This window comes from Luteolibacter sp. LG18 (assembly GCF_036322585.1).
Lineage (GTDB): Bacteria > Verrucomicrobiota > Verrucomicrobiia > Verrucomicrobiales > Akkermansiaceae > Luteolibacter.
The window spans coordinates 5,047,099-5,067,922 of sequence record NZ_AP024600.1 but is presented as its reverse complement, the minus strand read 5'-3'; the positions used below and the strand labels follow the sequence as shown (position 1 = coordinate 5,067,922).

The 20,824-nt window shown below is 64.8% G+C and carries 17 protein-coding genes; 4 read left to right on the top strand and 13 right to left on the bottom strand.

Annotation, left to right across the window (positions count from 1 at the left end; translation table 11 throughout):
- The first annotated feature begins 264 nt into the window (after nucleotides 1–264).
- Entirely contained in the window at nucleotides 265–1,317 is a 1,053-nt protein-coding gene (gene obgE, locus llg_RS20230; protein WP_338286845.1) for a GTPase ObgE, read from the top strand.
- Between the two features lie 13 nt (nucleotides 1,318–1,330).
- Complete coding sequence (locus tag llg_RS20225; RefSeq protein ID WP_338286844.1) at nucleotides 1,331–1,702, top strand: gamma-glutamylcyclotransferase family protein; 372 nt, start codon at nucleotides 1,331–1,333, stop codon at nucleotides 1,700–1,702.
- A 5-nt stretch (nucleotides 1,703–1,707) separates the two neighbouring features.
- Here llg_RS20225 and llg_RS20220 read toward each other — a convergent pair whose 3' ends face one another.
- The 13 genes from llg_RS20220 to llg_RS20160 form a co-directional block, all read right to left on the bottom strand.
- Nucleotides 1,708–2,817, bottom strand: a complete 1,110-nt coding sequence (locus tag llg_RS20220; protein WP_338286843.1) for an L-dopachrome tautomerase-related protein — start codon at nucleotides 2,815–2,817, stop codon at nucleotides 1,708–1,710.
- A 124-nt stretch (nucleotides 2,818–2,941) separates the two neighbouring features.
- Complete coding sequence (locus llg_RS20215; RefSeq protein ID WP_338286841.1) at nucleotides 2,942–3,649, bottom strand: hypothetical protein; 708 nt, start codon at nucleotides 3,647–3,649, stop codon at nucleotides 2,942–2,944.
- 13 nt (nucleotides 3,650–3,662) lie between these two features.
- Nucleotides 3,663–5,720, bottom strand: coding sequence for a TonB-dependent receptor (locus llg_RS20210; RefSeq protein WP_338286840.1), 2,058 nt, complete (start codon nucleotides 5,718–5,720; stop codon nucleotides 3,663–3,665).
- A gap of 307 nt (nucleotides 5,721–6,027) precedes the next feature.
- Complete coding sequence (locus llg_RS20205) at nucleotides 6,028–6,402, bottom strand: hypothetical protein (protein WP_338286839.1); 375 nt, start codon at nucleotides 6,400–6,402, stop codon at nucleotides 6,028–6,030.
- A 136-nt stretch (nucleotides 6,403–6,538) separates the two neighbouring features.
- Nucleotides 6,539–9,733 carry a preprotein translocase subunit SecA gene (gene secA / locus llg_RS20200; RefSeq protein ID WP_338286838.1) on the bottom strand — a complete coding sequence of 1,065 codons (3,195 nt, stop codon included), beginning with the start codon at nucleotides 9,731–9,733 and terminating at the stop codon, nucleotides 6,539–6,541.
- 126 nt (nucleotides 9,734–9,859) lie between these two features.
- Entirely contained in the window at nucleotides 9,860–10,648 is a 789-nt protein-coding gene (locus tag llg_RS20195; protein ID WP_338286837.1) for an SDR family oxidoreductase, read from the bottom strand.
- A 30-nt stretch (nucleotides 10,649–10,678) separates the two neighbouring features.
- Nucleotides 10,679–11,767 (bottom strand): Ldh family oxidoreductase, encoded by a 1,089-nt coding sequence (locus tag llg_RS20190; protein ID WP_338286835.1) that lies wholly within the window; start codon nucleotides 11,765–11,767, stop codon nucleotides 10,679–10,681.
- 11 nt (nucleotides 11,768–11,778) lie between these two features.
- Nucleotides 11,779–12,252, bottom strand: coding sequence for a gluconokinase (locus llg_RS20185; RefSeq protein ID WP_338286834.1), 474 nt, complete (start codon nucleotides 12,250–12,252; stop codon nucleotides 11,779–11,781).
- On the bottom strand, nucleotides 12,249–12,551 hold the full coding sequence (locus llg_RS20180) for a type II toxin-antitoxin system RelE/ParE family toxin (protein WP_338286833.1): 303 nt from the start codon (nucleotides 12,549–12,551) through the stop codon (nucleotides 12,249–12,251). Before llg_RS20180 ends, llg_RS20185 begins: the two co-directional genes overlap by 4 nt.
- A complete protein-coding gene (locus tag llg_RS20175) occupies nucleotides 12,548–12,787 on the bottom strand; it encodes an addiction module protein (protein ID WP_338286832.1) in 240 nt (79 codons plus the stop codon). Before llg_RS20175 ends, llg_RS20180 begins: the two co-directional genes overlap by 4 nt.
- A 54-nt stretch (nucleotides 12,788–12,841) precedes the next feature.
- Entirely contained in the window at nucleotides 12,842–13,636 is a 795-nt protein-coding gene (locus llg_RS20170; protein ID WP_338286831.1) for an MBL fold metallo-hydrolase, read from the bottom strand.
- Nucleotides 13,637–13,676: 40 nt separating this feature from the next.
- Nucleotides 13,677–14,987: an ATP-dependent Clp protease proteolytic subunit gene (locus llg_RS20165; protein ID WP_338286830.1), complete on the bottom strand. Its 1,311-nt coding sequence runs from the start codon at nucleotides 14,985–14,987 to the stop codon at nucleotides 13,677–13,679.
- A gap of 160 nt (nucleotides 14,988–15,147) precedes the next feature.
- Nucleotides 15,148–16,017, bottom strand: a complete 870-nt coding sequence (locus llg_RS20160) for a hypothetical protein (RefSeq protein WP_338286829.1) — start codon at nucleotides 16,015–16,017, stop codon at nucleotides 15,148–15,150.
- Nucleotides 16,018–16,111: 94 nt separating this feature from the next.
- Between llg_RS20160 and mnmA the strand changes: the two genes are divergently transcribed.
- Entirely contained in the window at nucleotides 16,112–17,191 is a 1,080-nt protein-coding gene (mnmA, locus tag llg_RS20155; RefSeq protein ID WP_338286828.1) for a tRNA 2-thiouridine(34) synthase MnmA, read from the top strand.
- A 324-nt stretch (nucleotides 17,192–17,515) separates the two neighbouring features.
- The gene (locus llg_RS20150) at nucleotides 17,516–20,686 is read left to right on the top strand and encodes an Ig-like domain-containing protein (protein ID WP_338286827.1); all 3,171 of its coding nucleotides are present in this window, start codon (nucleotides 17,516–17,518) and stop codon (nucleotides 20,684–20,686) included.
- Nucleotides 20,687–20,824 lie beyond the last annotated feature (138 nt).

The following is a 20,824-nucleotide window of genomic DNA, read 5'->3' as shown; positions in this document are numbered from 1 at the left end:
GGAACTGGCTGGCCGCTCGCCCACGTGATGTGGGACCGGCCACGGGGGGGCGACAGGCTTGTCGACTACGTGAACCCCTGCATGGCGGGAGTGAATATCGCGGCCGCCCTGCTCGTCGGCGGCCTGTTGTGGTGGATCGGAAAGGGGATCTCTCGCCTCAAGCGTTGAAGAACAAAGCATTTCGACCCACATGGAAGGAAAGAAGCGAGGAACAGTTCTCACTTTACACTTCCCAGCCGTTGTGATGGAGGCGACCCTCCGCCCATGTTCGTCGACCACATCCGCATCTTTGCGAAAGCCGGCGACGGTGGAAACGGTGCCGTTTCCTTCCGTCGTGAGAAATTCGTGCCCCGTGGGGGCCCGGACGGTGGCGACGGCGGCAACGGTGGCGACATCGTGCTGGTGGTCGACCCGTCCACCGACAACCTCCGCCAGTTCTTCTACGATCCGAAACTGATCGCCCAGGACGGCAAGCCCGGCGGAGGCGTCCGCAAGACCGGCAAGGGCGGCAAGAAGGTCGTCGCCCGCGTTCCCCCGGGCACCGTCGTCTATCGCAGCACCGCGGCCACCGTGATGGAGGCCGTGGAGGCCGAGCGCAGCGACGAAGGCATCGACCTCGATCCTGTGGCGGACCTCACCGAGAACGGCCAGGAATTCATCCTCTGCGCCGGTGGTATCGGCGGCAAGGGCAACTGGAACTTCCGCACCTCCACCAACCAGGCTCCCCAGGAGCACACGCTCGGTACCCCGGGCGACCAGGCCGTGTTCTACCTGGAACTGCGCCGCATCGCCGATGCCGGCCTCGTCGGCTTCCCGAACGCGGGCAAGTCCACGCTCCTCGGCAAGCTCTCCGCCGCCAAGCCGAAGGTGGCGGCTTATCCCTTCACCACCCTCCAGCCGATGGTGGGTGTCGCCGAGTTCGGCGGTTTCCGCCGCTGCACGATCGCCGACATCCCCGGCCTGATCGAGGGTGCGCATGAGAACCGCGGCCTCGGCCACGAGTTCCTCCGCCACATCACCCGCTGCCGCGTCCTCCTCTTCGTGGTGGACATGGGCGGCACCGAGGGCCGCGACCCGGTGTCGGACATCGAGATCCTCCGCAAGGAGATCAAGGAATACGACGCCGAGCTCGCCCGCTTCCCGTGGATCGTGGTGGCGAACAAGATGGACGTCGAAGGAGCCACGGAGAACCTCGAGATCTTCAAACAGCGCTTCCCGAAGGTCGAGGTGATCCCGATCTCCGCCGAGCTGGAGGAGGGTCTGGATAACCTCAAGCAGTATCTCGATAACGAGATCGCATACAAATACAACAAGTGAGCTCGGGCGTGCCGTGAGCGAATCCCGTCACCGCGTTTTCGTTTACGGCACCCTCCGCACCGGCGGCTCGAACCACCACCGGATGGCCGGGGCGACCTTCATCGCTCCAGCCACGGTGTCCGGCCGCCTTTACCGGATCGATTGGTATCCGGGCGTGGTCCTTGATCCAGAAGCGGGGCTAGTTTCCGGGGAGATCTACGAGGTGGATGATTCCCGCCTCGCTGCTCTCGATGACTACGAGGGCAGTGAATACCGGCGGGTGGAAACCGAAGCGCTTCTCACCGATGGTAGCTCCGCGCGGGTCCTGATCTGGGAATGGTGTCTGGAGGTCGATGAATCCCGGCGCATTCCGGGCGGCGATTGGCTGGAGGCCGTTCTGCCGTAGCGGATTCAGGGCAGCTTCACCTTGTAGGCGCGGAAGGGTAGCGAGTAGGCGGGTTTGCCGCCGTTGAATTTCGCATCGCGGCAGATCTGGGAGGCGGTGAGATACAGGTAACCGTCCGAACCGATGCCTAGGGAATCCGGCCAGATCAGGCGTTCATCGTGAACCAGCGTTTCGACCTTTCCCTCCGGTGTGACGTAGCGGATGGCCTTGGCCTGGGAGTCGGTGACGTAGATGTTTCCCTTCTTGTCTGCGACCATGCCGTGGCAGACACCGGTTTCGGCGACCTTCTCGATTTTAGCGGAGAGCTCCTGGTCGCTGAGCGAGGCGTCGGCCAGCCAGCGGGTTTCGATCTGGCGCAGCCACGTCTGGTTGATGGCGCGGAAGTAGAACCAGCGGTCGTCGTGAGTGAGCGCGATGCCGTTGACGTTCGAAACGAACGGCCTGCCGGAGCCGTCCACCACCTCCTTTCCGTCGATCGTCAGCTTGAAGCCCGGGGTGGCGAGCATCGCCGGATCATCCCGCAGGACGACGCGCGATTGCTTCGTCTTGAGATCGAGCACGACGATCGCCTTCAAGCCCGGATCGGACAGGTAGGCGAGGCCGTGGGTGTGATCGATGCACAGGTCGTTGAGGGCGCTTTTGTCCTTCGGCAGATCGTCGAAGGGGTAGATCTCAGCGACTTCGTTGCGGGTCAGGTCGATCTTCACGACCTTGAAGCGCCCGGTGGCCCGGGTGGAGGTGCCGTCCTTGTTCAAGATCGATGCCCCGCTGGAGGGCGCGGAATCCAGCAGCCACAGGTTGTGGCGGTCATCGGCGAAGAGGTCCTGGGCGTTGATGAAGTGATGTGCCTCGTCGGTGGGATTGGAGACATTCCATTCTGCATTGGGAAAGGGGGCCTGTTTGCCATCGGTGATTTCCAGCAGCGCGTTGGCGAAGGGCTCCCGATGGGGGAAGGAAACGAAGACGCGGTTCGGCTCCCCGGAAACCGCCATGCCGATGGGCTGGTGATCGCCGAACGAGGCGACTTCGATGAGCTTTTCCTCCGCGTGGAGGGCGGGCAGGCAGAAGGCGCCCGCAACGGCAACACACCGGGAGAGGAAACGCGGAGGATTCATCACCGCGCAGTCTCGGTGTAGGGGCGGCGGAGCGCGATGAGTTTTTTGGGAGATCGGGCTCGTTTGGCCGATGAGCCCCCGCCAACTGGAGCTGGCGGGGACGATTCGAAAGCGGAGCTTTCGACTACATCGAGCCCTTCCTCCGCGGCCGGGTCACGAAGAACAACACCACTCCGAACACGGACAACAGGAAAAGGCCGCCCGTGGTGATCACCTGCACCCAATCCCGCACGTCCTTGTTCGGGATAAACCCGAGCTTGTGGAAGTTCGTGAAGGCGCTGGCTTCGAACTGGCGCTGGTCGTCGGTGTGGCGGGTCACGCTGCCGGTGGTCGTGGAAACGTAGACGCGCGTGCCCCGTCCGTCCTCCGCATCGAACCGGTGCACAGGCAGGATACGGAAGATGTTGATGTATTCGTTGTTGAAGGCGGTCAGGTAGTCCGTCTTCTTCACGTCCTTTCCTCCTAGGAAACCGGCGGCGATTTCACCTGCGTAACGCTCGTCCTGTGCCGGATCGACATGTCCGTCCACCGCGCTGACATAGGCGGGCACGCCAGGCCCGGTGAAGACCTGATACCACGGTTCACCGCCGATCATGCGGACGTTGACCGCCACCGGCTTGCGCTCGGAGGGTAGCTTCGCCACGGCTTCGGCGATGGAAATGCGGACCGCTCCGGCATCCAGCCCACCACCCGAAGGACGGGCGGAAGGCGGGGGAGCCTGGGTCCGGGTCATTACCGTGTGAAGCACGCCACTGCCGGCGGACATCATCGCGGTGAGGCTGAAGGCAAGGCCCAGCCAACGGTGGGCCTTGCGGATCCAGTTGCGGCTCATGGGAGGAATCGGTTTACCATTTCCACTCCACGCCGCCGAAGAGGCTGCGTCCGTCGCCGGGCAGGAACTGGCGCTGGTCGGCGTAGTTGGCGTTCTCGATCACGCCGGTGGTGGCCGCGTATTTCTCGTCGGTGAGATTGCGGGCCTCGATGAACCACGACAGGCCTTTCTCCTGCCTGCGGCCGAACTTGAAGCCGCAGATCGCATACGGATCGGCGGCGAAGGTGTTCCGCTGGTCGATGAAGGCCTTCACCGGCACCCATTCGAAGGTGGGACCCGCGTAGTAGCCGCAGGAGTTTTCCCAGGTCAGCTCGCCGCGGATGAGGTGCGGCGGCTGGCCCGCGAGCTTGTTGTTGCCGTAGCGGCTGTCGTTGTCGAAACGGAAGTCGCCGTAGGTCCACGCCGAGCGGACGACGAGACGGTTGTCCGGCTGTGCGTCCCATGAGGTGCCGAGCAGGTCGCCCTCGAATCCGGCCTCGATGCCGGAGTGCTGGGTGCGGTCCGCGTTCACGGTGATCGCGGGGGTGCCGGGATTGTTGTCGTGGTCGATCGAGAGCAGCTCGTTGTCGATGTCCGCGTGATACAGAGAGACGTCCCAGCGCACCGGTCCGTGGTGGCCGCGGGTTCCGAGTTCATAAGTCACGGCGGTCTGAGCCTTGTTGGTCAGCGTCGAGGCGATCGATTCGCTGAACGACGGCGGCTCGTAGCTGCCGGACACGTTGCCATACACCTGGACTTCCTGGCTGGCGTCCCAGCGGAAACCGGCCTTCGGCGAGACGTTCGAGTAATCGTTCGCGTAGTCGCGGCCGGTGCCGAAGGTCAGGTCGTTCTCGCGGCGGTTGTAGGCGGCGCTGGCACCCGCGATGAGGGTGAAACCGGGAGTGACGGTGAACTGGTCTTCCAGGAAGCCTTCCACGTTGGTGGCCGTCTGGTCGGCGTGGGCGAGCAGCGCGCCGCGGTGTCCGAAGACGCTGGCGTAGGTGGCGGCGTCGATCGTGCCGTAGGAAAAGGTCACGCCGCCGCGCAGCCGGTTCGCGTGGCCGTGGACCTCGGATTCATTCGTGCCGGTGACGCCTCCGAAGAAGTCGTTCGTGTTCTGGTCGATCACCTGCGAGATCGGGTGGTCGAGGTCCTTGTGGCTCGCGCCCGCGGTGAACTCCCAGGTGGTGTCGCCATCCCGCACGGTGGTCTTGTTTGCCAGCCGCAGCAGCTCGAAATTGCGATGCTGGTCCAGGGTGAGGTTGGCGGGAGCGGCTTGGCGCGGATCAAGGTTCAGCCCGGACTTGAACAGACTGCCCGGCAGCTCCGAGTTCGTGTTCACCGCGGTGATGTAGAAGCGCGTCTCGACGTCGTCGTTGAAGCGCCAGCCGATGTTGGAAAACAGGCGTTCGTTCTCCTGCTCGGCGTGGTTGCGGAAACCGTTCTGCTCCTGGTGGGTGAAGGAGGCGTAGAGGTCCGCCGAACCCGCGGTGAAACCGCCCGCGATGCCCGCGCGCAGGTAACCGTAGGAACCGGCTTCCAGTCGGACGTCGCCGCCCGGCGAGTTCAACCCGGTGCGGGAAACGTAGTCGATCGCACCGCCGAGGGTGGACGAGCCTTGGTCGAGCGCGTTCGCACCGCGCCAGACGTCGATGTAGGAAGCGGCGGTCGGTTCGATGGCCTGCATGTCGAAGCTGCCATCGGCGAGGTTCAGCGGCAGGCCGTCCTGCATCACGCGGATGCCGCGGCCGTGGAAGGTGCGTTGCAGGCCGGAGCCGCGGATCGAGATGCGGGCCTCGTCCGAGCCGAAGCGCGATTGCGCGAACACGCCGGGCGAGAGTGCGAAGGTATCCGCCAGGGTGGAGGAGCGCCCGCGCAGGTAGCGGTCGGCCTCGACCACCTCGGTGCCGCCCGGGGTCTTCGCGAGTTCCTCGCGGCTGGCTTGGGCGGAAGGGGACGTAAGGGATTTCTCCTTGGCCGCTGAGACGACCATGTCCGGCAGGGCTTTGCGGGTCGAATCGGAGGCGGTTTCAGCGGAAACGGTGGAGGCGATGCCGCACAGCGAGGCGGCGAGGAAACGGGTGGATTTCACGAAAGTGGGAAAGGTTGTGTGTGCGAATGCGGGGCCGCGGGTACGCGGCGGGAGGGTCGAAGGGTGGGCCACCTCGCCGAGGTGGCCGGACGGAGGACGGTCGTTCGTGGAACGCGCGTCGTCTTCAGGGACAACCGAAGCTGCCGTGGGATCGGGAGGATGTCCTGCGAGGAGGCTGTTAGAGCCTCGGCATGGATACTTGTCGGATACCCAGCCGGCGTTGCGGCGAATGGCTATCGTTCGTGACATGGCTGCTTCAAAGCAGCCACTCCTTGATCAGTGTGGGCGCGGTTCTCCCGACCTTGGCTCACGCCACCTGTGGCGGCGGTGAGGGCGGAGCGGCGTGGCCGATCCCCGCGATCAGGGCGGGGGGCAGGGGAATCGCCACCATGATCTCGGTGGCGGAAAGCGGTTTCAAACCGACGTTGTCCGTCGGCAGCAGCTCGTGCCGGAGTTTGGCCCCGAAGGGGACCTCAGGCGAGCCCGGTCCCTGCTTCTTGGCGTCGTCCTGTTTCGCGTGGGCGATCTTGCAGCACATCTCGCACGGCTTCTCGCCGCTGAAGGTGTCCACCGCCGCCTTCGCCAGGCCGTCCTGCTGGGAGTAGGAAACCAGCATGTTGGCCCAGGCGCAGACCTGGACCAAAGCGTAAGGTCCTCCCGCCAGATGGATGCTGGCGAGCAACGCGATCGCGAACTGGAGGACCTTCTTCAGAGAGGAGTTTGCTGGTTTTCAGTTTTCAGTGTTCAGCAAGAATCAGGGAACGAGCCCGCACCAAGGATTCTTCCTGAAAATTTGAAACTGAAAACCGAAAACTTCTTCAAGCCTCGCGGCCGCAGCACTGCTTGTACTTCTTGCCGGAGCCGCACGGGCAGAGCGCGTTGCGGCCGGAGGTCTCGATCTCGAAGCTCGGGCGGCGCTTCGGCAGGTTCAGCTTGAGCTGGGTGCCTTCCGGGGACGGGAGCGTGGAGGGATCGATGTGGGCGGAGCTGCCGGTGGAGGCGATGTTCTCGTAGCCGATCGCGGGACCGGCTTCCTCGGGGCCATGGAGCTCCTGCGGCATGCTCTGGAGCTGGCGGAGGAAGGCTTCGAGGTTCGAGGCGGAGCGGAACAGGTTCTGCAACGCTTCCTGGTCGATGCTGCCCATCAGCGTGACGAAGAGGTCGTAGGCCTCGGTCTTGTACTCGATGAGCGGGTCCTTCTGGCCCTGCGCGCGGAGTTGGACGCCCTCGCGGAGCGCGTCCATGTTGTAAAGGTGGGCCTGCCACTGCTTGTCGATGGCGACGAGGACCATGCGGCGTTCTTCCTGGTCGAGCACTTCCGGCGGGAGGTTCTCGATGCGGCGCTCGTAGGTGTCCTTGACCCGCTTCACCAGCACGTCGGAAATCTCCTCGGCGGTGTGGGTGGTCAGGTCGAGGTCCTCGGCGTCCACGCGGATCGGCAGGGTGGCGTTCACCCAGTGGAGCAACTCGTTGTAGTCCGGAGAACCACCGTCGCGGTCGGCGAGGTACTCGTTCACCTTGGACGGGATCACCTTCTCGATGATCTCGTTGACCAGATCGCGCGGGCTCTCGGTGGTGAGGACTTCGTTGCGATAGCCGTAGACGACTTCACGCTGCTTGTTCATCACGTCGTCGAACTCCAGCACCCGCTTGCGCCAGGTGTAGTTGCGCTGTTCGACACGCTTCTGCGCGGTTTCGACGGACTTGTTGAGCCAGGAGTGCTCGAGGGCCTCGCCCTCCTGCATGCCGAAGCGCTCCATCATCGCCGTCATGCGGTCGGCGGCGGCGAAGTTGCGCATCAGGTCGTCCTCGAAGGAGATGAAGAACTGGCTGCGGCCCGGGTCGCCCTGGCGCGAGCAACGGCCGCGGAGCTGGCGGTCGACACGGCGGGATTCGTAGCGCTCGGTGGCGACGACGAAGAGACCGCCGACCTCGGCCACGCCCGGCCCGAGTTTGATGTCGGTGCCGCGGCCCGCCATGTTGGTGGACACGGTGACGGCGCCCTTCTGGCCGGCGCGCATCACGATCTCGGCTTCCTGCTGGTGATACTTCGCGTTGAGGACCGTGTGCGGGATCTTGCTGCGCTTCAGCATGCGGGAGACCGTCTCGGAGGCGTCCACCGAGGCCGTGCCGACAAGCACTGGCTGGCCCTTGGTGTGGGCTTCCTCGATCTTCGCCAGCACCGCGTTGTATTTTTCGCGGCGGGTTTTGAAGACCTGGTCGTTCTCGTCCTTGCGGCAGTTCGGCCGGTTGGTCGGGATCGGCAGCACGTCGAGCTTGTAGATGTCGTGGAACTCGGCGGCCTCGGTTTCGGCGGTGCCGGTCATGCCCGCCAGTTTTTCGTAGAGGCGGAAGTAGTTCTGGATCGTGATGGTGGCGAAGGTCTGGGTTTCCTTCTCGATCGCCACACCTTCCTTGGCTTCCACCGCCTGGTGCAGGCCGTCCGACCAGCGGCGGCCCGGCATCTCGCGACCGGTGTTTTCATCGACGATGCAGACCTTGCCGTCGGTGACCACGTACTGGACGTCGCGCTCGTAGAGGCAGTAGGCCTTCAGGAGCTGGGAGATGTTGTGGATCTTCTCCGCCTGGGAATCCATGCGGATCTGATACTCCTCCTTCTTGACAATCTTCTGCTCGTCGGTGAGCGACTTGTCGTTCTCCAGGTCGGCGAAGAGCGTGCCGAGGTCGGGCAGGGTGAAGGAATCCGGATCGCCGGGGGAGAGATACTCGCGGCCCATTTCCATGAGGTCGGAGTCGTGGCCCTTCTCGTCGATGGTGAAGTAGAGCTCTTCCTTCACGGCGAAGAGTTCCTTCTTCTGGGCGTCCTGATAGAAGGACAGCTCGGTCTTCTCAAGGAGGCGGCGGATGTCCGGATCCTCCATCAGGCGCAGGAGCTGGCGGTTGCGCGGCTGGCCGAGCTTGATCTTGAAGAGGGCGCGGCCGGCGGTTTCCTTGTCGCCTTCCTCCAGCGACTTCTTCGCCTCGGCGGCGAGGTCGTTGCAAAGCTGCGTCTGGCGCTTCACAAGCTGCTCGACGAGCGGCTTGTATTTCTCGAACTGGTGGCTCGATTGCGAGGACGGGCCCGAAATGATCAGCGGCGTGCGCGCTTCGTCGATCAGGATGGAGTCCACTTCGTCGATCACCGCAAGGTAGTGGCCGCGCTGCACCTGCTCGTCCTTGGTGGACGCCATGCCGTTGTCGCGGAGATAGTCGAAACCGAACTCGGCGTTGGTGCCGTAGGTGATGTCGCACGCGTATTCCTCGCGGCGGTCCCACGGAGCCATCTGGTTCTGGATGCAGCCGACGGTCAGGCCGAGATACTTGTAAAGGGCACCCATCCACTCCGCGTCACGGCGGGCGAGGTAGTCGTTGACGGTGACGATGTGGACGCCGAGGCCGGTGAGGGCGTTCAGGTAAACCGGCAGGGTGGCGGTGAGGGTCTTGCCTTCACCGGTCTGCATTTCCGCGATCATGCCGCGGTGCAGGGCGACGCCACCGACGATCTGCACGTCGAAGTGCACCATCTGCCAAGTCATCTCCTGCTCGACCACGGTGATCTTCTGGCCGCTCATGCGACGCGCGCCGTTCTTCACGACGGCGTAGGCCTCGGGAAGGATCTGCTCGAGATACTTCGCGCGGGCCTGCATGAAGGTGTCCTCGATTTCGTGGAACGCCGCCTTGGCTTCCTCGATCGATTCCACGGTGGCTTCCACCTTTGCCGGTAGGGACGTGTAGTCCTCGCGGAGCGGAGCCAAGCGGGCCTCCATCCGGGCGGCTTGGGCCTGCAGGCCATCCGCGTCCATGCGCTGCAATTCCGGCTTCGCGGCGATCACGAGCGGATGGTAGCGGGAGAGGTAGTCCTTCCACTTGGCCGTCATCTCCTGGAGCTTGCCATCCGGCTCGCGCTGGAGGGCTTCCTCGATTTCATTCACGCGGCCGACGGTCGGCCGGATCCGGCGCAGTTCGCGCTGGTTCTTGCTGCCGACGATTTTCTGGAGGATCCACTTGATCATGGGAAAACGGGAAATGGGGCCGGAAGTAAACAGGCCGGGGCGGACGCATACACTCCGTACGGCGCAGGTGCAAGCCGCACGATGAAAAGAAGCGTCCGGAGTGATGAGTCCGCCGACTGAGGGACCTCAGATGGTCATGGCCTGGAATCCACCGTCCACAATCATCTCCATGCCGGTGATGAAGGAGCCGGCCACCGGGGAGGCCAGCAGGATGGTGGCGCCGATGAGCTCCTCGGCGTTCCCGAAGCGGGAGGCCGGGGTCTGGCGCAGGATGTCCAGCACGCGGGACTCGTCCAGAACCTTGCGGTTCTGCTCCGCCGGGAAGAAGCCCGGCACCAGCGTGTTGACCCGGATGTCCTTGTCCGCCCACTCGCGGGCCAGGTTGCGGGTCAGATTGTGCACCGCCGCCTTGCTGGCGGAGTAGGTGAAGACTCGGGAAAGCGGGTTCAGGCCGGAAATCGAGCCCAGATTGATGATCGAGGCCGGCTGGTTGTTTTCCACGAAGTATTTCCCGAAGACCTGGCAGGCGCGGAAGATGGCCGTCAGGTTCGTGTCCATGATCCGGGCGTATTCGTCCTCGCTGATCTGGAGGAACGGCGTCGGCGAATTGGTGCCGGCGCCATTGATCAGGATGTCCACCTGGCCGGAGCGCTCCAGCACCGTGTCGAGCAGTTGCTGGAGGGACTCGCGGGAGGTCACGTCCACCGGGACAAAGTAACCCTTGCCGCCATGGCTCTCGATCTCGGCCAGTCGCTTTTCGGCTTTTTCGGGGATCCGGCCGCCGAGGACGACCTCGGCTCCGGCGCGGGCCAGGCCGACGGCCATCGTGCCGCAGAGTTCACCGGTGCCGCCGATCACAACGGCGGTTTTGCCTTGGAGACTGAAGAGATCTTTGAGGTAGGAAGCGGGTTGCATGGAAGACGTGCGGATAGGATGAAGAGCGAATCAGGCGCGGGGAAGGGAGGCAATGTCCCATTCCGGCAATCCGAGCTCGCGGGCGAGCTCATTGAACTCCGCCACCTCGGCCTCCGTGAAGAGCAAACCACCGGCTGCGTCGGAACGCTTGCGGGCATCCGCCTCGAACTGGCCCGGCAGCATCGCGCCGTCGTTGCCGTGGCCGAGGATGTCGTCGATCACCGCCTTGAGGTTGTCCTTCTGGCTGCGGCCGTGGGCGAACTTGCCGCCGGAGATCGCGTCCGGGTGGATGACCTGGAAATAGAAGGCGGAGGTGGTCTTTTCTCCCGGAATGTCGGACTTCCGGCCGCGGATGGTCGGAAGCGAGGTGCCGATCAGGCCGCCGAAGATCTCGTTGATGAGGGACATGCCGTAGCCCTTGTGCGCGCCGAAGGGCAGCAGCGCCGCCACCTGGTGCGGGTCGGTGGTCGGGTTGCCGTCCTTGTCCACGGCCGCGCCCGGAGGGAGCTGCTTGCCCTCGCGCTTCAGCGCCTGCACGCGGCCCATCGCCACGGTCGAGGTCGCCCAGTCGATCACGATCGGGAAACCGACTTGGTCCTGGGTCGGGATACCCCACGAATGCGGGTTCGTGCCGAGGGTCGGGAATTTGCCGCCGAAGGGCACCACTTCCGCGAGGGTGGAGGTGCAGTTGGTGTAGGCGAAGTAGCCGCGCTCCGCGGCCTCCATGACGTAACCGCCCCCCCACAGGTAGTGGAAGGTGTCGTCCACGGCGATCTGGGCGATGCCATACTGGTCCGCCAGCTCGATGGCGCGGTCGATGGCGCGGTAGGCCACGGACTGGCCGAGCTTCTTGTGGGAGTCCCAGATTTCCGACGCCGCGAAACGGGTCGGCTTCACCTCGATTTCGGCACCTGGCGTGCAGCCGCCGACGGCCGATCCGAACAGGTGGTCGAGATGCAAGGCCTTGAGCGCGTGGTGGGTGCGAATGCCATGGCGGGCGGCCTCGGCGGCCAGCTTGGCTCCCTCCGCGGCCTCGTCGGAGGCGAAACCACGGGATTCATAGGCGCGGACGACGAGGGTATCGTGGGCCTCGCGGGGAATGACGACGAATTCGGACATGGGTTGGCGGATCAGAGGTGAAATAAAATGCGTGCAACAATTGTGTCCACCGGTTCGGCGATGTCCAGCCGGATGGCATTTTTTGGGGCTTCCAAGGTGGAAAATTGGCTTTCGAGCAGGCTGGCGGGCATGAAATGCCCCGCGCGGCCCTCCAGACGCTGCCGGATCAGATCCGGCGAACCGTCGAGGAAGAACACTTTCAGGTCCGGCACCGCCTCCACCAGCACCTGCCGGTAGGCGTCCTTCAGCGCCGAGCAGGCCAGCACGCAACCGGGCGTCTCGCGCAGTTTCCCGGCCAGAATGGCCAGCCACGGAGCCCGGTCCTCGTCGGTGAGGGGTACACCAGAACGCATCTTCGCCACATTCGCGGGCGGGTGGAAGTCATCCGCATCGAGGAAGGGAATGCCGAGAGCCCCGGCGAGCTGGAGCCCGACGGTGGTCTTGCCACTGCCGGAAACGCCCATGAGGAGGATGCGGTGAGTCATGATGGAGTTCGGTCTTTCCAATAATCGGGATGACGGCTGGCGTGGCAGATGGCGGCAATTAGGATGGTTTCATCGCGAATGAAATAAGCGATGTAATAGGGGAAGCCCGGTAGATTGACCCGCCGGAATCCACCTGCCCGCTTTCGCCAAAGCAACGGCTGCTTGGCGATTGATGAGGTGGTGGCTTTGAGTTCCTCGATAAAGCGGGCACCCAACCCGGGCACGTTTGCCTCGTAGTAAGCCGCGGCTTCGGACGCTTCGAGAAGAGCCTCGGAAAGGAATTCCACCGACCAACTCATGCTCCGGGCACGATCTTGCTCAGTTCCGTGAAGGCTTCGTCCGCGGAGATGGTGGGGACGCCACCCGCGTCGTACCGTGCGATACGTTCGGAGATCACCGAAGACCATGCCTTGTCGGCTTCCGCTTCCGAACCGGCATCCACGCTGGAGAGAAGGCGGAGAGCCAGTTCCATGCGCTCTTCGGGCGGGAGCACGAGAGCCTCGCTGGAAATGGACTCCAAAGAGGTGGCGGACATGTTGTATAACTAAGTTATACACCTTCCGTTGTCGAACCAGAACCTCAGCCTTCCTTACGCCAGAAACGGATTCCCCTTCCGTTCTTCCCCCACGGTGGTGGCGGGGCCGTGGCCGGGGAGAAGGAGGGTGCGGTCGGGCATTTTGAGGAGGCCCTCGCGGAGATTTTTCAACGCAGTGGCGTAGGTTTCCGGACCGGTGCAGCCGCCGATCGATCCGGCGAAAAGGGCATCGCCCACGACGCAGACGGGGCGGGTGAGGCCCTCGATCCGATACCCCAGCGCGCCCGCGCAATGGCCCGCCAGGTCGAAGGCGGCGATGGTGAGCGCGCCGACCCGCACGCTGTCTCCGGGAGCCATCGGTTTCACCCCTGGCATCGGGTCATGGGCCGGGCCGTAGACCTCGCGGGAGCGCTTGCGGATCTCCGGCAGGCCGCCGGTGTGGTCGCGATGGCCGTGGGTGATGAAGGTGGCGTCGATTTTAAACGCCTGCACGGCATCGAGTGCCTTCGCGCAGGAGCCCGGGGAAAAGCCGGTGTCGAAGAGGATCGTGACGTCGTCCTCGCGCAGCAGCCAGGCATTCACCTGTCCGTCTTCGAAAGGGATGTCCACCCGCCGCAGGGTGTGGAGGAGTTGCGGCTTTGGCGCGTAGCCGGGGTACCGCTCTAGCGCGTCCGGGCCGAGTCCCAAGGTCGGTGCGAGCTTCTTCGCCACCGTGGCGGAAAAGCGTCCATCGATCAGCGCGGTGACCTCGGCGGGCACGAGTCCGGCACGCAAAGCGGCCTCGCCCGGTGACAGGGCGAGGCCACGGAGAGCCTTGCGGATGACGTAGGTGAAATCGTCCTCAAGCATTTGCCGTGAACCTAGGACCGGATGGTCCCAGCGTCCAGCATCAGCGCGTGCGGTAGTAACCGTCCGCGTTGTAGAGGAAGTAGCAGTCCTTCGGATTGAGGCGCGGCAGCCACATCACCGGGCGGCCGTCCTGATCGACTTCTTCCTTCAGGGCCATGCGGGTGGCGGGGGCCGCGGTGGGCTTCGCGTCCGGATCCTTCACCAGCGAGGTTTCCTCCACGCCGCCGATGATGTGGTTCACCCACTTCAGCTCCTTCGCGCTGTCGCCGAACTCGCTCCAGTCGCCGCTGGACGAGTGGGCGTACATCTTCTTGATCAGCTCGTCGGTGGTGATGCCCATCTTTTGGGCCACCGGGGTGGCGAGGCGCTGCCACCAGCGGGTGCTCTCCTCGAAGAACTCCTTCTGCTGGGTCAGGTTCAGGCGGCTACCACCTGGAGTGGAGCTGATCTGGTGGTGCAGGATGATTGCGTTCGGATAGGCGTAGGATTCCGTGGCCAGCGTGGTGATGCAGGCGGCCATCGAGGCGGCGAAGGATTTCACCACCACGTGGACCGGAGCCTGGCTCGCCTGCATCGACTTCACGATGCGGTAGCCGGCCATCACCGAGCCACCCGGGCACTCGTCGATGACGAGGAAGATCGGCAGCTTGCTGTCCTTGTTGTTCCAGTAATCGATGCGCTCGGTCACGCGGTCGGCGGTATCCGAGGTGATGAGCCCGTTGAGCGGGATGCGGCGGTCGGAGATGACCAGCACGTTGTCGTCACGCAGCGGCTTGGCGAGGTACTCCGGCTTGCTGTCGGCGTACTGGGCGCGCTTGTCCTCGGTCTCGAACTTCGCGATGTCGTTCTGGAGGCGGGTGATGTCGAGCGCGGCCTGGGTCTGGACGGTCTTGAGCTCGTTGGCGAGCTTCTCGGATTGGATGCGGGACATCTCGGTCTCGCGCATCAGGCGGCTCTTTTCTTCCACGAATTTGACGTCCGCCTCGCGCTTCGCCTGGTCGCGCTTGGCGTCGTCCATGGCATTGCGCTCGGAGATGAGCTCGCGCTCCATCTTGAGCTTGGTGATTTCCGAGCGCAGGGCGTTGGTTTCCTTTTTCAGTCGCTCGGCCTCCAGCGTGTTCTGGAGGGTGAGGGCGTCCTGCTCCTTGCGGGCGGCCTCGGTGGCCGGGTCCTTGGGAGCGGCTTCCTTCGGAGCCGGGGCGACGGCCACGGCGACCGCGGCCGGGGCAGCTGGAGCAGCGGGGGCTGGTTGGGCCGCCGGGGCTACTTCAGCCGGTTTCGGGGCGTCCTCGGCGTGGGCGAGGCCTGCCATCAGCAGGCACAGGAGCGGGGATGTGAGACGGAGCTTCATATTTTTGACAGCAATGTAACGGCGCGGGGATGGGAATTCGTGCAGTGGATTTCCATCATCCAGCCGTATGGCTTGCCGGAGCGGTTGTGCTCCGGCTCACGAACTCCCGATCCGAAACCGGGCGTTCCATTGCTGCCAACTCGAAAGCAACCTTGTCAGGTTACTTTCCCGCGGCCTCGCGCTCCTTGCGGCGTTTCGCCCGCATGCCGACGAACAGGATGAGTCCGACCAAACCGAGGAACACGGAGGCCGCCAGACCCAGCCAGCGGAACAGGCGCGAAGCCGCCGAGTCCACCTGATCGTTGGTGATCGTGCCGGGCGCGATTTCGCCGGGGGATTTCCGCAGGACCACCTTGCCACCGCTTACGGTCAGGCCGGTGAGTTTCTTCATCACCGGGCCGAGCGTGGTGTCGGCCTTGTAGCGTTCCGTCACGCGGTAGGGCGACATTTGCTTCAAAAAGGGCTCCGGAACGGTCGAGCCGGGCACCTCGATGGAGTCGATCCGCAGCACGACTTCCTCCTGCGCCAGCTCCGGGCGGGCGACCAGGGTGGCGTTCAGGTAGCGCGGATCGGAGGTCACGAAGCCGGACTCGCCATCGCGGGTGCGGCGCGGCTTGCCGTTCAGCTTGAGCGATGTGTCCAGCACCAGTTTCCCGTCCTCGCGGATCTCGCGGACGTGGAAAGCCCCCTTCAGTTCGCTGAGCGCCGGGTAGGCGGCGATCGCCGTGTTCAGGTCGTCGGCACTCAGTTCCAGCTTGGTTTCGCCGGCATTGTCGAGGGACTGGCGGAAGCCCTCGAGGCGCTCGGAGAGGTGATTGAGGTCGGCCTCGCGGTCCTCCAGCGGGGCAATCTTGATCGTCACCGGCTTTTCGGCGGTGAATTTCGCGATCTCGTCGGCCTGCCGGAACAGCGCCCAGGTCGAGAACCCGACCAGGAACACCAGCACCAGCACGCAGACGATCAGGATCGTGCATCCGGCGAGCGGGGAGCGGGCGGTGACTTGCTGGGAATCGGGCGCGGCGGCGGACATGGCGGGAGGAAAAGGGCGGGGACGTCCGGATTCAAGCGCCAACCACCACCCCTTGGCGCTTGCAAGTTCCCGGTCCGCCCCTTTCCTTCCCCGCATGGCGAAGGTGCTGGTCGGACTGTCCGGCGGGGTGGATAGCTCCGTGGCGGCGGCATTGCTGGTGGAGCAGGGTCACGAGGTGACCGGCGGCTACATGAAGAACTGGATCAATGCCGAGGGCATCCCGGGCGATTGCCCGTGGGAACAGGACATCGAGGACGCCCGCGCTGTCGCCAAAACCCTCGGCATCGAATTCCGCGTCATCGACCTGATCGACGCCTACCGCGACCGCATCGTGGACTACCTCGTGGAGGGCTATCGCAACGGCATCACCCCGAATCCGGACGTGTGGTGCAACCGCGAGATGAAATTCGGCGTGTTCCTGGATTACGCGCTCAGCCAGGGCTTCGAATCCGTGGCCACCGGCCACTACGCCCGCCGCCGCACGCTGGGCGATGGATCCGCGGCCATCCTGCGCGGTGCCGATCCGAACAAGGATCAGAGCTACTTCCTCTCCCTGATGACCCAGGCCCAGGCCGCGCGCGCGCTATTTCCCGCCGGGGAAATGCTCAAGCCGCAGGTCCGCGAGGTGGCCGACCGTTTCAACCTGCCCACCGCCGCGAAGAAGGACAGCCAGGGCATCTGCTTCCTCGGCCAGGTGAAGATGAGCGATTTCCTCGGCCACTACATCCCCGAGAACCCCGGCGAAATCGTCGACACCATCGGCAAGGTGCTGGGCCGCCACCGCGGGCTGCACCTTTACACCCTCGGCCAGCGCAAGGGCCATGGTGTCGCCTCGCCCCGCGAGGGCATGGCCTACGTGGTCGTCGGCAAGGATGTCTCCGCGAACCGCCTGATCGTCGGCTGGGACAGTCCGGAAAGCGCGGGCCTCTATGCCAGCCGCTGCGTGGTGGGGAACCTCAGCACGCTCAATGAGCCTTTCGACCGCCCACGTCGCTGCGAGGCCCAGCCGCGCTACCGCGCCAAGGCCGAGCCGGTGGACGTCACCCCGCGCGATGATGGCAAGGTGGAGGTGGTGTTCCTCAAGCCCCAGCGCGCGCTTTCACCCGGGCAGATCTGCGCGTTTTACGACGGTGGCAGGCTGATGGGCGGGGGAGTGTTCGAGAGCGTGGAGTGAGGCGCTCCGTGAGATAGGGGAGGAGATACTTCCGGTTGGGCCTTGCGCTCATTGCTGCCCAATACGCTTGGTCAGATTTTCCGAATCGTTGTTGCATGCGGAACCTGGGGTGACCTGTTAGACGTCCAGATTAGATCGATCCTCCCCGTTTGCCGGGGAGTCCTCATGCCGGCATGAGACGAAAACCCACCGGGCGCGGAACCCAAACCGCGGCCCGGTCCCCTCGCGACCGCCCCCTTTCCGGCGGCTCCCAAGGTCGCGCCGTGTCCTCTCCCTAAAACCCAGAATAGTATGACATCGCATGACCATATCCCATCCCGTGCCGTGCCTGTGTGGCGGCGTGGATGCCTCAGTGCCCTGCTGATCCTCGCGGCGCTCACCGCCACCGCGAAGGCCCAGGATCCGAACAACCCGCCCGCGTCCTTCACCCGCACCTACACCTACAGCGGGGGCAGCACTACGGTGACGTTCAACAAGCAGTCCGTGCGCGGACCGAACTACGAGGTCTACGTCCACACCGGCGGCACCTCGTTCACCTCCTACACGCCCACCCGCCCGGTGCGCACCTACATCGGCACGCTGTCCGGATTCCCCGGCGCGATCGCCGCGGGCCAGCTACTCAGCGATGGCAGCGTGCGCACCTCGCTGATCTTCGAGGATGGCACCACCTGGCGTGGCTCCACCACCTCCTTCACCATGCCGTCCGCCGCGAGCTGGACGCCGAAGTATCCCACGAACGTGGTTACCTCCGGCGGCGCGGGTTCCTCGGTGTATGCCGCGGATGTGGGCCTGGACCTCAGCTACTCCTACTACAACAGCGCGGGTCTCAGCACGGACGAGGCGCTGGAGCGCGCGGAGTTCTCCATGATCGAGACGAACGCGATCTACCTCCGCGATTTCGCCGTGCAGCCGCGCATCGGCCGCATTGTCCTGCGCACGAATTCCGCGGACGATCCGTCGTCCTCGCTCTCAAACGTGCAGAGCCAGTGGAACACCGTGCTGCCCGGCGTGCTCCCGGCCGCGGACTTCGATGAGGCCACCACCGTGGTCGTCACCGGCAGCGGTGGCCTCGCCTACGTGAGCAACATCCACACCAGCGCCTCCTACGCCTGGGTCAGCATCAGCAGCAGCGTGGCCAATTCGAACTTCTGCACCGTCTGGCGCCACGAGTTCGGCCACAACTGGGGCTCGAACGACAACCAGGACGACCATACGGAAGGCAACACCATCATGAATGGCAACGGCCTCAGCCGGTTCGCCTCCTCCGAGCTGGCGAAGATGATCCCTTACCGGAACACCCGCACCAGCGTGCTGGACAACGTGGGCTCCTACGGCTTCCCGCTGCCGCCGCGCGCGAACGCGGACCGAGCCAAGGTTCACTTCTCGCTGACGGATCTCACGCTCGACGTGTTGGCGAACGACTCGGATTCGAACGGGCAGACGATCACCATCACCTCGTTCCCGTCCACTTCGAACGGTGGCGCCAGCATCACCCGCTCCGTCGGCACCGGTCCGGGCGGGCGCGATCAATTGATCTACCACCCGTCGTCCTCGATCACCGGCTTGGATTACTTCTCCTACCGCATCCAGGACTCCGCCGGCTACCAGTCCGTCGGCTGGGTCATGATCCAGCCGCCCACCCAGGCCCCGGATCCGGACATCGCCGCAGACGTGAACTCCGTCTCCAGCGGCGCGTGGTCCACCACCTCGGTGTGGAGCGATGCCGCCGTCCCCGCCGCCGGGAAAAACTACGGCATATCCAGTAGCCACACCGTCGACTCCGCCCCGAACAATGTCTCCAGCGGCGGCACGGTGACCTTCGCGGGCGACACCCTGGCGGTGAACCCCGGCGGCATGCTGCGCCTCAGCCACAGCTCCGCGGGCGGCACCACCACCTACACCTCCGCCTTCGATGGCGGCCTGATCCTGCGCGGTGGCTCGACCTTGCAGTCGTATAACTCGAACGTCGGCAACGTCACCCGCACCATGACCGGCCCGCTCGTCATCGGCACCGGCACCTCCACCATCCGCATTCAGTCGGACAGCGGCAGCTCCTACACCAACGCGCTGCGCGTGAACGACGGCATCTTCGGCACCGGCAACATCAACCTCACCGGCACTCTTCAGGGCCAGTCGGGCGAGCGCCGTTTCCTCTATATGGCCATGAACAACGTGGCCTACAGCGGAAACTGGAACGTCACCGCCGATGGCACCACGGACAACACCCGCCGCCTCTTCCTCGTCGCCGAGGCCGCGAACTCGCTCGGCACCGGCACCGTGACGCTCAACACCCGTGCCCAGCTCCGCAACAGCGCCGCCGGGGGACTCGACAGCCTCTACGGCGTCACCCTCACCACCGCCACCTCCACCCTCCAGCTCACCAATCCGTGGGTCGATCCCGCCGCCACCCTGGACCTCCAGGCCGGCACTCTCGATCTTGGCACCGGGGCCAGCACCGTGGGCATCTTGAAGATCGGCGGAAACACCATCACCCCCGGCACCTACAACGCCACCACCCTCGGCGCCTTCGGCTACGGCGGCACCTTCAGCGGCACCGGCACGATCACCATCGCCACCATTCCCTCGGTGGCCAGCGGTGACTGGACCACCACCAGCGTCTGGGCCGATGCCACCGCCCCCGCCAGCGGCAAGAACTACCGCGTGGCGAGCGCGAACACGGTCGACTCCGTGTCCGCCTCGGTGGCCAGCGGCGGCACCGTCACCTTCCCGGGCGACTGGGTCACCGTGGCGAATGGCGGCATCCTGCGCCTCCGCCACACTTCCGGCGGCGGGAACAACACCCACACCGTGGACCTGAAGGAGCTGCTGCTCGAAAGCGGCGCCACCTTCCAGTCCTACAACACCTCGCTGGGCAATGTCTCCCGCAACATGAGCAACCCCGTGAGCCTCGGCACCGGCGGCAGCGTCACCGTCCGCCTCCAGTCCGACAGCAGCAGCGCTTACTCGAACACCCTGCGGATCAATGGCGCGCTCACCGGCTCCGCTGACATCAACCTCACCGCCACCCTCCAGGGCCAGTCCGGTGAACGCCGCCTGCTCTACGTCGCCGCCGCCAACAACGCCTACACCGGCAACTGGACCGTGACCGCCGATGGCACCACCGACAACACCCGCCGTTTGTACCTCGTCGCAGAGGCCGCCAACGCGCTCGGCACCGGTGCCGTGACTCTGAGCACCCGCGCCCAGCTCCGCAACAGCGCCACCGCCGGCCTCGACAGCCTCCACGGTGTCACGCTGGCCACCAGCACCTCCACGCTGCAACTGACCAACGCCTGGAACAAGAGCAACGCCGTGCTGACGATGACCGCCGGCACGCTCGACCTCGGCAGCGTGACGAGCACGATCGGGACGATGACCATCGGAGGCACCAACGTCGCCGCGGGCACCTACACCGCCACCAGCCTGGCCGCGCTCGGCTACGGCGGCACCTTCAGCGGCAGCGGCAGCCTCGTGATCACCGGCGATCTCCCCTGACCGCCGCGAACGGATTGCGGAACTTGAAATCCCCGGATTTGGATTTCAACGGACGCGAAGCAAGGCCCCCGCGTCGTTCCACGGCGCGGGGGTTCTTAAGTAGCACAAGCATTCCTGCTTGTGAGTGGGAAGACCCAC